Source organism: Prevotella mikamonis (genome assembly GCF_055381405.1).
In genome coordinates this window covers 72,549-86,498 of the sequence record NZ_AP035785.1, presented here as the reverse complement: position 1 = coordinate 86,498, position 13,950 = coordinate 72,549, and the positions used below count along the sequence as shown (strand labels likewise).

At 49.3% G+C, this 13,950-nt stretch carries 13 protein-coding genes; 6 read left to right on the top strand and 7 right to left on the bottom strand.

All coding sequences use genetic code 11. The features are described 5' to 3' along the window. Positions 1-6 precede the first annotated feature (6 nt). The 4 genes from cmk (at position 7) to ACZ42L_RS00250 (ending at position 3,991) form a co-directional block, all read left to right on the top strand. A complete protein-coding gene (gene cmk, locus ACZ42L_RS00265) occupies positions 7-693 on the top strand; it encodes a (d)CMP kinase (RefSeq protein ID WP_464703045.1) in 687 nt (228 codons plus the stop codon). 438 nt (positions 694-1,131) lie between these two features. Continuing rightward, positions 1,132-1,536: a PH domain-containing protein gene (locus tag ACZ42L_RS00260; protein WP_464716295.1), complete on the top strand. Its 405-nt coding sequence runs from the start codon at positions 1,132-1,134 to the stop codon at positions 1,534-1,536. After that, positions 1,523-2,806: a D-alanyl-D-alanine carboxypeptidase/D-alanyl-D-alanine endopeptidase gene (gene dacB, locus ACZ42L_RS00255; protein WP_464716294.1), complete on the top strand. Its 1,284-nt coding sequence runs from the start codon at positions 1,523-1,525 to the stop codon at positions 2,804-2,806. Before ACZ42L_RS00260 ends, dacB begins: the two co-directional genes overlap by 14 nt. A 15-nt stretch (positions 2,807-2,821) precedes the next feature. Next, entirely contained in the window at positions 2,822-3,991 is a 1,170-nt protein-coding gene (locus tag ACZ42L_RS00250) for a mechanosensitive ion channel family protein (RefSeq protein ID WP_464716293.1), read from the top strand. A 20-nt stretch (positions 3,992-4,011) separates the two neighbouring features. On the opposite strand, the gene ACZ42L_RS00245 is transcribed toward ACZ42L_RS00250, so the two are convergent. Beyond that, on the bottom strand, positions 4,012-4,416 hold the full coding sequence (locus ACZ42L_RS00245) for a hypothetical protein (RefSeq protein WP_464716292.1): 405 nt from the start codon (positions 4,414-4,416) through the stop codon (positions 4,012-4,014). A gap of 162 nt (positions 4,417-4,578) precedes the next feature. On the opposite strand from ACZ42L_RS00245, the gene ACZ42L_RS00240 reads away from it, so the two are divergent. Further along, entirely contained in the window at positions 4,579-5,676 is a 1,098-nt protein-coding gene (locus ACZ42L_RS00240) for a phosphotransferase enzyme family protein (protein ID WP_464716291.1), read from the top strand. 117 nt (positions 5,677-5,793) lie between these two features. Here the strand turns inward: ACZ42L_RS00240 and ACZ42L_RS00235 are convergent, their stop codons facing one another. Genes ACZ42L_RS00235 through dxs form a run of 4 tightly spaced genes read right to left on the bottom strand, consistent with a single transcriptional unit; the run spans position 5,794 to position 11,523 of the window. Then, a complete protein-coding gene (locus tag ACZ42L_RS00235; RefSeq protein ID WP_464716290.1) occupies positions 5,794-6,759 on the bottom strand; it encodes a type I phosphomannose isomerase catalytic subunit in 966 nt (321 codons plus the stop codon). A 36-nt stretch (positions 6,760-6,795) separates the two neighbouring features. Further along, a complete protein-coding gene (locus tag ACZ42L_RS00230) occupies positions 6,796-8,253 on the bottom strand; it encodes a TrkH family potassium uptake protein (protein WP_464703039.1) in 1,458 nt (485 codons plus the stop codon). Then, entirely contained in the window at positions 8,253-9,596 is a 1,344-nt protein-coding gene (trkA, locus tag ACZ42L_RS00225; RefSeq protein ID WP_464716289.1) for a Trk system potassium transporter TrkA, read from the bottom strand. The genes ACZ42L_RS00230 and trkA overlap by 1 nt, the downstream gene beginning before the upstream one ends. A 4-nt stretch (positions 9,597-9,600) precedes the next feature. Next, on the bottom strand, positions 9,601-11,523 hold the full coding sequence (gene dxs / locus ACZ42L_RS00220) for a 1-deoxy-D-xylulose-5-phosphate synthase (protein WP_464716288.1): 1,923 nt from the start codon (positions 11,521-11,523) through the stop codon (positions 9,601-9,603). A gap of 139 nt (positions 11,524-11,662) precedes the next feature. Between dxs and ACZ42L_RS00215 the strand changes: the two genes are divergently transcribed. Further along, on the top strand, positions 11,663-13,072 hold the full coding sequence (locus ACZ42L_RS00215) for a C1 family peptidase (RefSeq protein WP_464716287.1): 1,410 nt from the start codon (positions 11,663-11,665) through the stop codon (positions 13,070-13,072). A gap of 229 nt (positions 13,073-13,301) precedes the next feature. Here ACZ42L_RS00215 and ACZ42L_RS00210 read toward each other — a convergent pair whose 3' ends face one another. Next, a complete protein-coding gene (locus ACZ42L_RS00210) occupies positions 13,302-13,802 on the bottom strand; it encodes a DUF6169 family protein (RefSeq protein ID WP_464699658.1) in 501 nt (166 codons plus the stop codon). Further along, positions 13,799-13,945: a hypothetical protein gene (locus tag ACZ42L_RS00205; RefSeq protein ID WP_464699657.1), complete on the bottom strand. Its 147-nt coding sequence runs from the start codon at positions 13,943-13,945 to the stop codon at positions 13,799-13,801. The genes ACZ42L_RS00210 and ACZ42L_RS00205 overlap by 4 nt, the downstream gene beginning before the upstream one ends. Positions 13,946-13,950 lie beyond the last annotated feature (5 nt).

Sequence of the window (13,950 nt, the reverse complement as noted above, 5' to 3'; positions counted from 1 at the left end):
ACAACAATGAATAGAATCACCATTGCCATCGACGGCTTTTCATCTTGTGGCAAGAGCACGATGGCCAAGAATCTGGCCAAAGAAATAGGATACATCTATGTAGATACCGGTGCGATGTACCGTGCCGTCACGCTGTTTGCCCTTCGCAACGGCCTCTTTGCAGCCGACGGCAGCATCGACACAACACGATTGGAACAACAGATGTCCCAAATCAACATCTCGTTCAAGTTCAATCAGGCCACAGGTGCGCCCGACACCTATCTCAACGGCGAACTGGTGGAGCGCGACATCCGCACCATTGAAGTGAGCAACCACGTCAGCCCCATTGCAGCCATCCCCTTCGTACGCCAGGCTCTCGTGGCCCAACAGCAGAGGATGGGACAGGAGAAAGGTATCGTGATGGACGGACGCGACATCGGCACGACCGTATTTCCCGATGCCGAACTCAAGATTTTCGTCACGGCTTCGGCCGAAGTTCGCGCCCAACGCCGCTTCGACGAATTGAAGCAGAAGGGCATGCCGGCCGACTTCGACGAGATACTCAAGAATGTGCAGGAGCGTGACTATATAGATTCGCATCGCGAAGTGAGTCCGCTGCGCAAGGCCGACGACGCCGTAGAGCTGGACAACAGCCACATGAGCATCGCCGAACAGCAGGCATGGCTGCTGAACGAATATCGGGCCAGAGTGTAACTCCACAGCCTTTTCCCTACCAGAAATCCCCCTATCATTCCAGATAAGGGCGGAAATTACTTATTGTTTGCCTACTTCAATAAGTATCTTGTTTACTTGTCAACTCGTTAACTCGTCAACCTAAAAAAACTGCAAAGCTTCGGCAGCGCTGCTGTCTCGGCTTTGCAGCATTGCTGTTTGGCCCTTGCAGTGACACTGCCAAGCCTTTGCAGAAATTGATTGAAAATTGAGAATGGAGAGTAGATAGGTAAGAATTTAGAATATTGTACGAATGCGGATGCCGCATCTGCAAGCAATAATAGCCTCATCCCTGCCTGTAGTCTTCTGTTCACAGAATCCCAGACAACACCACGGACAATTATGCTAAATTGTCTATATGCCTTGGGCATGTCTCAGCTTTTTCGTACTTTTGCAGAGAATCACTATCAAAGAGGATTAATGAGGAGAGTATTCCATCAGCGTCTTACGCCCGTCTCAGTCTGTTCTATCATTGTCTTTGCATTGTTGGCTTTTTATTTTTTCTGGCTCAAGATGCCCATTCCCGGATTTCTGACAGCCATTGCCATCGTGCTGATGACCGAACGCCTGCTCCATACGGTCTACATCTTCGACAGGCAGGAGGCAGACGATGTGTTGCTGATTCAGCGCGGACGGTTTTCAAGAACCATCACCATAAGGGTGAGCGAGGTCGTCAGAATCACGAAGATGACTTCGGCCTTTGGCCTGTCGCGCTACTTGTTGCTGGAATATGGCAATGGGCATCTGGCCAGTCTGCAACCTGAAAACGGGGAATCTTTCCGAAACGAATTGAACAAGAGACTAAAACAACATGACGAAATTTAAGGGAAAAGCTATCGGGAAATGGATTCTGCTTTTCATCACAATGGTCGTCTGCCTGCCGTTACAGGCACAGACCGAAGACAACAATACCGAAGACGACGAACTGTCGAGCGCCACAGACTCTACCGCTTTTGCGAGTTTGGATAAAGACTCGATAGCGCTGCCGTGGCCACAATACATACAGCATCATCTGGACATACTGCTGGAGAGCGACATGCTGAAGACCTCACAACTGGGACTGATGGTGTACGACCTCACAGCCGACTCCGTACTCTACCGCTATAATGAGCGACAGACCATGCGACCGGCCAGTACGATGAAAGTCATTACGGCCATCACGGCCATCGACAAGCTCGGTGGAGACTACCGTTTCCGCACCGAACTGTGCTATACCGGCAAGATAGAGAACCGCACACTCAGCGGCGACGTCTATTGTGTGGGAGGCCTTGACCCCCGATTCGGCACAGACGACCTGAGAGCCTTCGTGGAAACACTGCGCAAGATGGGCGTAGACACCATTCGCGGACACCTCTATGCCGACCAGTCTATGAAGACGAGAGACATGTATGGCGAGGGATGGTGCTGGGACGACGACAATCCCAACCTCACTCCCCTGCTCCTTTCGCGCAAAGACCAGTTCATGGACAGGTTTGTAAGAGAGCTACGTGCCGACAGCATCGTGGTAGACGCTTTCGTGGCCACAGCCAAACGCCCCGTGGGTACTTACTCTATCTGTACGCGATTCCACACCATCGACCAGATATTGATGCGCATGCTCAAGGAGAGCGACAACCTCTATGCAGAGTCGATGTTCTACCAGCTATCGGCCTTCGTAGGCGACCAACCGGCCACGGCCAAGGGTTCGCGCAACGTCATCAGACAACTGGTGTCGAAGATAGGACTCGACCCATCCAACTATTACTTTGCCGACGGATCGGGGCTGTCGCTCTACAACTACGTATCGGCAGAACTCGAAACCATGCTGCTGCGACATGCTTACCACAACAACAATATCTATATCCACCTCAACAAGGCACTGCCTATTGCCGGGGTGGACGGTACGCTGCGCTCGCGCATGAAAGGTACGTACACCAAGGATAATGTTAAAGCCAAGACCGGAACGGTGAAAGGTGTAAGCAGCCTGGCTGGTTACTGCACAGCCTACAATGGCCACCGTCTCTGTTTTGCCATCCTGAACCAGGGAATATTAAGCCATCGCAAAGCCAGAGCGTTTCAAGACCGCATCTGTGCGATACTCTGTAACCCCAATTAAAAACCCCACTGTCTTATGGAAACAATCCGCATTTTCGTAGAGTCACTCATCCAACTGACCGGAATAACGGGGAGTGCCGTCCCCATCGTACGACATATAGCACTCGTCATCGTTGCCATGTTGCTCGCATGGGGCGGTGGTTACATCGTCAGGCGAATCGTCATACCCGTCGTCCATAAGATAACCAACCACACAGCGACGCAATGGGACGACCAGCTATTCAACGACCGGGTGCTTCATTCGGCCTGCCGCATCATCCCGGCAATCATCATCCGATGGCTGCTGCCTATGGTTTTCTACCAGTTCCCCGTGGTACGCGACGTCTTGGAACGACTTACCGACATCTACATCACCATCATGTCGGTGCGCATGGTGACGGCCCTGCTCACCAGTGTGCAGCAGTTGAACACCGCACATAGCAGTAGCACGCGCCAATATCTACAATCGTTTTGCGGCGTACTGAAAATTATTGCCATCTTCATAGCCGTGATTATCGTGGCAGCCATCATCCTCGGCAAAAACCCAAGCACTCTGTTTGCCGGCTTGGGAGCTACCTCGGCCGTGCTGATGCTGGTATTCAAAGACACCATAGAGGGACTCGTGGCCGGCATTCGGCTCACAAGCAACGAAATGCTGCATAAAGGTGAGTGGATAACGGTGGCTTCGGCTGGCGCTGACGGTACGGTAGAGGAAATGACATTGACCACCGTGAAAGTGAAAAACTTTGATAACAGCATCACCACGGTATCGCCATTGGCACTGGTCAACGGGTCGTTCCAAAACTGGAAGACCATGCAGGAAGGCGCTGGGAGACGCGTGAAGCGCAAGCTGTTCTTCGATTTCCGCAGCATCAGGATAGCAGATGAAAAACTGAAAGAGCATCTTCGAGAACGCCAGTTGGCTACCGACGAGCAGTTGAAAGAAGAAAATGTGGTGAACCTAACACTTTTCCGCACATACATGGAAAAAATGTTGGGCGAAGCAAAGGAAGTAAATCCCGACATGACACTGATGGTCAGACAACTGGAACCAACCGTGACAGGATTGCCCATCGAATTTTATTTCTTCATCGGTACGACGGTATGGACCGACTACGAGCATGCACAGGCAGCCCTCATGGAGCGTATCTACGCACTCGTACCGGAATTCGGACTCACCATTTACCAGCAATATCCCGACCAATAATTACACCTATTATATATAGGTCAGGGTTGTGCAGACTTCCATTCGTCCAAACGGGACACAATACTGTCGCCGCTTTTCAGGACAAAGAAGGTGGGACGGACGATGTGGTCGTAGTCGGCACTGCCGTTAACCCGCAGACGGCGAGCCTTACCAAGAGTCAATGTATCGCGACGAGAGGGATAGCTGACGAGCTGAAGTAGTTCGTGAGTAGACCCGAAACCGATGTAATAGAGATTCGCACTGTCCTTGACAACTGCTGCTTTCTTGCTTTTCGCGGTTTTGACAACATGTGTATCGGCCGGCTCGAACATGCTTGCCGCCACGGTATCACCCATATCTTCTTCCCGATGCAACTTTCTGCAAGAGGTGGTAAAAACCGTTGCTGCCATGAAAAGGCTCAATAGTGCGAAAGTGTATTTCCTCATATCTGTCTTCAGTTTCGTATGTACAAAAGTACGAAAAAAGAAAGTTACTATTCAGACATTGTACATAATTTCTGAAAATAACTAAAAAGAAAGAGCATACAGACGCTCGTTTGGCAGTTTCTTACTATCTTTACAATCTGAACCAAACAACTATATTATATCATGAAAGAAGAAGCTCTTTACCAGATTATTTCTCATTTTGAGTTCGCAGGAACGGTCGAAAAGATTGCTCCGCTAGGCAACGGACTCATCAACGACACCTACAAGGTGACTACGAAAGAGGCCGATTGCCCCGACTACGTGTTGCAGCACATCAACAATGCTGTGTTCCAAGACGTGGAACTGTTGCAACATAACATCGAAACCGTGACCAGTCATATCCGTGCAAAGCTCCAGAAAGCCGGTGCAGACGACATTGACCGCAAGGTTTTGACATTTGTAAAAGCCGATAACGGCAAGACCTATACACAGGATGAAGATGGTCGCTACTGGCGTGTGATGGTATTTATACCGCGCGCGAAGACCTTTGAAGCCGTAACACCTGACTATGCTTACTTTGCAGGTAAGGCTTTCGGAGAGTTTGAAAGCATGCTGACCGACCTGCCCGAACAGCTCGGCGAAACCATACCCGACTTTCATAACATGGAATTACGCATCCGCCAGTTGCGCGAAGCAGTCGCTGCCAACCCGGTAGGAAGACTGGCCGAGGTGCAGGAAATAGTAGACGAGATAGAAGCCAATGCCGATACCATGTGCCAGGCTGAGCGTCTCTATCGCGAAGGCAAGCTGCCGAAGCGCATCTGCCACTGCGATACGAAAGTGAATAACATGATGTTCGATGAAGAAGGACGCGTGCTCTGCGTTATCGACCTCGATACCGTGATGCCAAGTTTCGTATTCTCCGACTTCGGAGACTTCCTGCGTACAAGTGCCAACAAGACCGCTGAGGACGACCCGAACTTGGACAATGTGGCTTTCAACGAAGAGGTATTCAAAGCATTCACACGCGGTTACATCGAGTCGGCACAGGTGTTCCTGACGCCGCTGGAAATAGAATTGCTGCCCTATGCGGTTGCTCTCTTCCCCTACATGCAGTGTGTCCGCTTCCTGGCTGATTACATCAACGGCGATACCTACTACAAGATTAAGTATCCGACACACAACCTCGACCGCACACGTAACCAGTTGAAACTCTATCATTGTGTAGTGGAAAACACGCCGATGATTAAGGACTTCATTACCAGCCTGACTGCTAAATAAACGCATGCAGCCCATATAAGGGTACTCACAATACCCTTAAAACAAATAATCCTGCTTCTGGCCGATACCGACCGAAGCAGGATTATTTATTGATATGGATGCTTGGAGAAAATGGTATTACACGTATGTCTCCAAGAACTTGACAGTTCCACTCACCTTGATGGTTTCCGTGGTAGCAGGAACTAGGATGCTTTCACCTTCTGTGAAGCTAAGCTCATTGCCTTCGTTGTCCTTGATTGTACCTTCACCTTTCAGTCCTATGAGGATAACAAAGCTGTCTAGCTCGCTGTAATCCAGTGTCATGGGTTCGGTCAAGTCGTACACTGCCGTGTTGAAATACGGACAATGAACAAGGCTTACACCCTGATTTTTGGCAGGAGTATAGGCAGTGCGATAATCCGGCTCTACATGATAGTCGATGCTTTCAGCCGCTTCCTTGGTGTGCAACTCACGCTCATTGCCATCCTTATCCTTACGCTTGAAGTCATAGATACGATAAGTCACGTCGCTGGTCTGCTGAATTTCGGCCAGGAAACATCCCGTACCGATGCTGTGGATACGACCGGCCGGCAAGAAGAAGCAGTCTCCTTCTTTCACATTATACTCGCACAGGGCATCGGTAATGGTGTCATTGGCCACCATTTCCTTGTATTCTTCGGGAGTAATCTCCTTGCTCAAACCACTGCGTAGCTTGGCATCGGGCGCACTATCCATGATGTACCACATCTCGGTCTTACCACGATTGCCACGTCCCTGACGCTGTGCTATCTCGTCGGTGGGATGCACCTGAATAGACAACTGGTCGCGCGCATCGATGAATTTAATCAAGAGAGGGAACTCATTTCCGAAACGACGATAGTTTTCCTCGCCCACCAACTTACCTTTCAGGGTCTCTACGACGGCGTTCAAAGTCTTTCCGGCAAACTCGCCATCGTTTACGATAGTCTCATTATCCTTGACTCCAGATATCTCCCAACTCTCACCTACGTTGTCGAGGTGCTCGTCAAGATGTTTGAATGGGATGATTTTATCACCACCCCACAACGTTGTTTTCAATAATGCGTTAAACTTTAATGGTTTCATATACTTTATCCTTATATATATTAGTTACTTTAATTATCAGTTTCTGCGCCAGAACTCAGGTGTAAAAATGACGAGAACGGTGAATATTTCCAATCGCCCGATGAGCATCATGAGCGAACATTCCCACTTAGCCAAGTCGGGCAGCATGCTCCAAGACATTGTAGGTCCAATCTCAGTACCCAGCGTCGGCCCCACATTGCCGATACTACTGAGAGTGATTGTAATGGCGTTGGTGTTGTCAATGCCCATCACTATCATCGAAAACGAGATGAAGATGCACAGCAAGAGATACACTGTGAGGAACGCAAGCAGCGTCACTCGTGGTTGTAAAGGCACATTCACACCGTCTACCTTCATCGGGAGTACGGCATTGGGATGCAATATCTGGCGGAACTCATTGCGCACAATCTTCAGCAACATCGTTCCTCTGATACATTTCAGACCACCACTCGTTGATCCGGAACAAGCTCCCAGCGACATGCACACGGCCAAAACAACCCACGTGACATGTGGCCATTTACTCGCATCATCATTGAAAAGACCGGTCGTGGTGATGAATGAAACAACCTGGAAGATACCGCTACGAAAAGCATGTTCCACATCATAATCATTGTGCAGCATCAGTTCAAACATGATAAATCCAGAAAATGCCAGCACCACCAGGAGATAGAAGCGGAACTCACTGCTCCTAAACAGGTCCTTCACCTTAAACTTCATGATGGCAGCATAGAGCAATGTGAAGTTTACTCCCGACAGGAATGTAAACAGCGTACAACAATATTCCAGGCTTGGAGAGCGGAAAAACTCGATACTCTCATTATGGGTGGCAAAACCACCTGTGGCCGTCGTGGCCATCGAATAGTTGATACTGTCAAACCATCCCATCCCACAGGCATAGTAAGCAACAAGACAAGCCGCCGTCAGAATCAGATAAATGACCCATATCCACTTGGCACTCGTAGAGAGACGGGGATGGAGTTTCGACTTGATAGGGCCTGTAGCTTCAGCAGCGAACACCTTGACCGACCCGCCAACCAGCGAAGGCAACAGGGCTATCGTGAAGAAAACGATGCCCAGACCACCTATCCAGTGCATCAATGAACGCCAAAAGAGCAGTCCATGTGGCAGCGCTTCCACATCGTCTATGATGGTAGCGCCGGTCGTCGTGAATCCCGACATACATTCGAAATAGGCATCCGTGAAACTCGTCAGATATCCGCTGATAAGAAACGGGGTCGTACCAAACAAACTAAAGACCACCCACGAGAGCGTCACTACCAAATAAGCGTCGCGTCGAGACAGCGAGTTATCCGATTTACGACCAAAGAATTTCAGCACCAGTCCGGCAAACGAAGTGATGATAATGCTCACCAAGAAGGCCATAGAGTCGTCTTCCTGATAACCGAAAGCCACTCCCAAGCAGCATAACATGAGTGCCACCTCGATAAAAAGCAGTGACCCCAATACCTTATATATCGTCTTCCAATCAATCATTAATTGAACAGATTCTCAATCTTTTTCATGTTTACATTGTGGCAGAACACCATCACCGAGTCACCCGCCTCAATCATGGTATTACCAGAAACAAGGATTCCGACACCTTTTCTCACCAGTCCTCCGATGGTTACACCATTGGGCAACCCCAAGTCTTTCACCGGTTTACGGGTCACCTTCGACCCTTCCTGCGGAATAAATTCGGCCACATCGGCATTTGCCGTCATCAAGAACCGCACGTTATGCACATTCGCATCGAGCATCATCTGATAGATATGGCTGGCCGCAATGGCCTGTTTATTGATAATCGTACCAATATCCAGACTCTCGGCCATACGCACATAGTCGATGTTTTCGACCATCGCCACCGTCTTGCGCACGCCCATTCGCTTGGCTGTGAGACAAGCCAGGATGTTAGTTTCGGCATTGCCGGTCAATGCTACAAATGCCTGTGTGCTCCTGATACCTTCATCCTGCAACAAAGGAATGTCTCGTCCGTCTCCATTGATGACCAACGTCCGGTCATTATTCAGCAAATCGTTCAGCTTCTCACAGCGCGACTCATCCACTTCTATAATCTTTGCATTCATGTATTCGGGCATGGTTTTCACCGCCCGTACAGCCGTTCTTCCACCTCCCATCACCATGACATCCTTCACATCTACATAGTGTTCCTTGCCCACCACCTTGCGCACATACGGTATATACTGCTTGGTTGTCATGAAATAGGCCATGTCGTAGAGTTTCAACACGTCGTTACCACTGGGAATTATCGTCTCGTCGTCGCGCTTGATAGCCACTACGTGATAGGGATCTGTCGGTCCGCAAATATTCTTCAGCGGCTTGTTGAGTACTTCACAGCTTTCGCGCAGCTTGATACCCAGCATCACAAGCGCACCGCCATGAACGTCCCAACGTTGCCTTACCCACGACATCTTCAAACCGTTATTGATGTCTTGCGCGGCCAACATTTCAGGATATATAATCGAACTGATGCCAAGTCCTTCGAAGAAGCTTTTCAAATCAGGCTCGACATATTCATCATTATCGACTTTGGCTACCGTCTTCTTAGTACCCAAAGCCTTGGCCAGCATGCAACCCGTCACGTTCTGGTTCTCGTCATCAGTCACTGCAATAAACAGGTCGGCACTACTTGCCCCCGCGTCCTTGAGCGCCTTGATGCTTGTACACGATTCGTTCAGAGTCATCAAATCATAATCCGAACCTATTTTCTCCAGTTTCTCCAAGTCCTCGTCCATCAAGATAATATCCTGATTATTACGCGAAAGCAACTTGGCCAAATACGTTCCAATGGCGTAGGCACCCGCAATGATTATCTTCATACGCTCAGTTTATAGATTCTCCATTGGGCAACAAACTGTCTATCCGGGCAGCGATGTTGTCTATATCAAGTCCGCACAATGTCTTCAACTCCTCTACCTTACCGTGTTCCACAAAGTGGTCAGGGATTCCTAGACGCATAATACGCGGCACATAGCCGTGGTCTGACATCCATTCCATCACTGCGCTGCCCATTCCACCAGTCCTTGCTCCGTCTTCAACGGTCACGACAGGACAACCCAACGCACCCACCTCCTGCAACAATTCTTCGTCCAGTGGTTTTAGAAAACGCATGTCATAATGGGCAATGCTGGCATCAGGACGTGCCTTCAGCACTTGCTCAATGGCCTTTGCCACATCGTTTCCTATCGGGCCGATGCTAAGAACAGCCACCTCGCGACCGTCGCGTAACTTGCACCCTTTGCCTACCGGCACTACTTCCAGCTCGCACTTCCAATCCTTCAACACGCCTCTGCCCCTGGGATAACGTATCACAAACAGTCCCTTATCGGGCAACTGAGCCGTAAACATGAGCCTGCGTAATTCGTGTTCGTTCATCGGCGAAGCAATGGTCAGATTGGGTATAGGGCGCAGAGCTGCCATATCAAACACACCATGATGGGTAGACCCATCTTCTCCCACAAGCCCGGCGCGGTCCAGACAAAGCACCACGGGCAAATTCAGGATAGCCAAATCGTGGATAATATTATCGTAGGCACGCTGTGCAAACGAACTGTAGATGTTGCAGAACGGTATCAAGCCGTCTTTGGCCATACCGCCTGAGAAGGTCACGGCATGCCCTTCGGCAATGCCCACATCAAACATACGGTCGGGCATCTCTTTCGACAGAATATTCATCGAACACCCTGAAGGCATGGCAGGAGTCACTCCATAGACCTTATCATTCATACGGGCCAACTCCAACAAGGTCTCGCCAAACACATCCTGATATTTCATGGGTTCATCGGCACAGTCGGCAACGAGCCGTTCGCCCGTCTCCGGGTCGAACTTACCAGGTGCATGCCATACCGTAGCCGACTTTTCTGCGGGTTCATATCCCTTGCCTTTGACCGTATGCAAATGCAACAGTTTCGGCCCTTTCATGTCTTTCAACTGCCTCAACAGGCGCACCACTTCCTGAATATTGTTCCCATCAAAAGGTCCGAAGTATCGGATATTCAGTCCCTCAAATATATTCTGCTGATGGCTGAGCGCACTCTTCAGCGCATTGTTCAGACGAATAATCCCCTTCCGACGCTCATCGTTCAGATAGCCCTTACGGTTCAACCACTGGCTGGCCTTGAAACGCAACTTATTGTAAGTCTCCGTCGTATCGAGGTTCAAGAGATACTTCTCCATTCCACCCACAGCCCGGTCTATCGACATGTCGTTGTCATTGAGGATAATCAAGAGATTGTTGGATGTCGACGAGACATTGTTTAATCCCTCAAAAGCCAGACCTCCACTCATAGCACCATCGCCGATAACAGCCACCACATGTCGATTGTCCATGCCCATTTTCTTAGCTGCCACGGCCATACCGAGCGCAGCCGAGATGCTGTTGCTGGCATGTCCGCACGTGAATGTATCGTACTCGCTCTCCATCGGCGACGGGAACGGCCGGATACCATGCAACTTACGGTTGGTGCAGAACACGTCTCTACGCCCCGTCAGTATCTTATGACCGTAGGCCTGATGGCCCACATCCCACACAATACGGTCTTCGGGCGTATTAAAAACATAGTGCAACGCCACCGTCAACTCCACCACACCGAGGCTCGATGCGAAGTGTCCGGGGTTTACACTTACTTCCTCGATAATATCTTCGCGAAGCTCTTTGCACACCTCCGGCAGTTGGTCTACGGATAACTTTCGTAAATCTTGCGGATATTTGATATTGCCTAACAGGCCGAATTTGCTTTTATCCATCAATACTTATAGTATGATTATACTATGCAAAGATACTAAAACTTTTGTAAGCCCAACGCCTTATTTCTACCATTTTAGCCATTTTGCTCCTTATTCTCATTTTTAATATTTAACTTTGTGGTATTAATCATTATCTATTATGAACAAAAGAACCGCATTCATGGGTATATGTATGGCAGCATCCCTGGCCGTCGGGGCACAGACCAAAGACGGAGGAATCTCCCCACAGATGCTGCAACAGATTCAGAAATCGCAGCCCACAGCTGCCGTCAACAAGGCTATCTTCAACGCAATAGCCTCCAACAACATCGAAGACCTCGCCAAGAACCATGCCAACCTGGGTGAGTTCGACACACACTTCAGCGTAGAGACGCCCAAACAGAGCATACACAATCAGAAGAGTTCGGGCCGTTGCTGGATGTTCTCCGGACTGAACACGCTGCGCAGCATGTTTGCCCTGCGCGACGAGCAAAAGCGTATCGTAGAGTTCTCTCACGACTATCTCTTCTTCTGGGACCAGTTGGAAAAGTCCAATCTGATGCTACAAGGAGTCATCGACTGTGCCAACAAGCCCATCGACGACCCACGCGTACAATTCTTCTTCAGACAGCCTATCGGTGACGGCGGTACATTCTGCGGAGTGGCCGACCTGGTAGAGAAATACGGCCTGGCACCGATGAGCGCACAACCAGAGACTTTCTCCAGCGAGAACACACGCAGCATGGGCAAACTGCTGTCCAGCAAACTGCGCGAATTCGGTCTCGAACTGCGCAACATGGTGGCCCAGAAGAAATCTGCATCAGCCATCAATGCCCGTAAGACCGAGATGCTCGGCACGGTGTATCATATCTTGACACTCACGTTGGGCGAACCGGTGAAAGAATTTACCTACACATTCCGCGACAAAGACGGAAAGGCTGTGGGCGAAAGTAAGACCTACACGCCACAGTCGTTCTACAAGGAAACGGTAGGTGGACCTGTCAACAGCACGTTCATCATGGCTATGAACGACCCGCGACGCCCCTACTACAAGACCTACGAAGTGGAACTGGACCGCCACACCTACGACGGACACAACTGGAAATACATCAACCTGCCGATGGAAGACATCGCCCAGATGGCTATTGCCTCGCTCAAAGACGGTCGCAAGATGTATTCTTCTTACGACGTAGGAAAGCAGCTCGACCGCAAGCGCGGATTCCTCGATACCGAGAATTTCGACTATGCCAGCTTGCTTGGAACGACATTCGGAATGAACAAAGCCGACCGCATCCGTACTTTCGACAGCGGTAGTACCCACGCCATGACACTCACTGCCGTAGACCTTGATGCACAGGGAAAGCCCGTAAAATGGAAGGTTGAGAACAGTTGGGGAACAGACAGCGGACAGCAAGGCTGCTACATCATGACCAACCGATGGTTCAACGAGTACATGTTCCGCCTTGTCGTAGACAAGAAATATGTACCCGCCAACATCCTGGAATTGGAGAAACAGAAACCTCTCATGGTTGTTCCCGAAGACCCTTTGTTTGCCGACGACAACGATTAAATGCCCGGTTGCCGTTCCAGCCCATACCTCTGGAATCGCGATTTCAGCGCATTTCAAATAACAACTGGTCGACTTCGCTAACTATCAGCAAATCCATCAGTTCACTGCCAAGCCTCCGCAGCATCGCTGCGGGGGCTTTTCAGTTTTACTGACTAGGCCAAACAGTAACGCTGCCAAGCCTAGGCAGTTTTATCACAGTGAATTAGGTACGTCTCAGAATTTACTACCCTTATTCAAACTTATTGTTCAACATCTGGATGGATTCACCAAAATCACGATAGGCAGTTGCATAATGGGGGCTGTCGTTACGCATAATCAGCGTAGCATAATTCATCACACCATCATCATCCAAAACAGATGCAGAAAGATATGTATAACCTTTATGTTGGCCATTTTGTGAATACCAATATTGAAAAAGTCTGTTGCGCAAAGCTTGCTTTCCATCTCCCGTCTCGCAGATATAAAGTAATACCTCATTGCTGGAAGAGAAGAACTCCTCTACAATGGCAATAATAGTATCACGCAGTTTATGGTCTCTTGGCGACGGCTTATTGTCTACATTGACTATAACCAGCTGATAACATAGTACAGAAAGACTCACATCATCGGCATCAAAGCTGACAATATAATGCAAGCCATTGTCTGTAGCAAAGAATGCTCCGCCATCTTTAAGAACCTTAACACGATAAGGAGCAACAGCATTGATTCGAGTTTCGGAGAGCAAAGTCATAGAACAAAGAACTTTGTAGGCCTGACTCCGGTTTCTTTCTCTACAAGTTCAGCTAGCTCTGCCTTTGCTTTCTCTACTGCATTAGCTTTTATTTCTTTTGCCTTCTTCAGCCGTTCGAGAACTTCTTTTCTAGTTTTATCCATACATT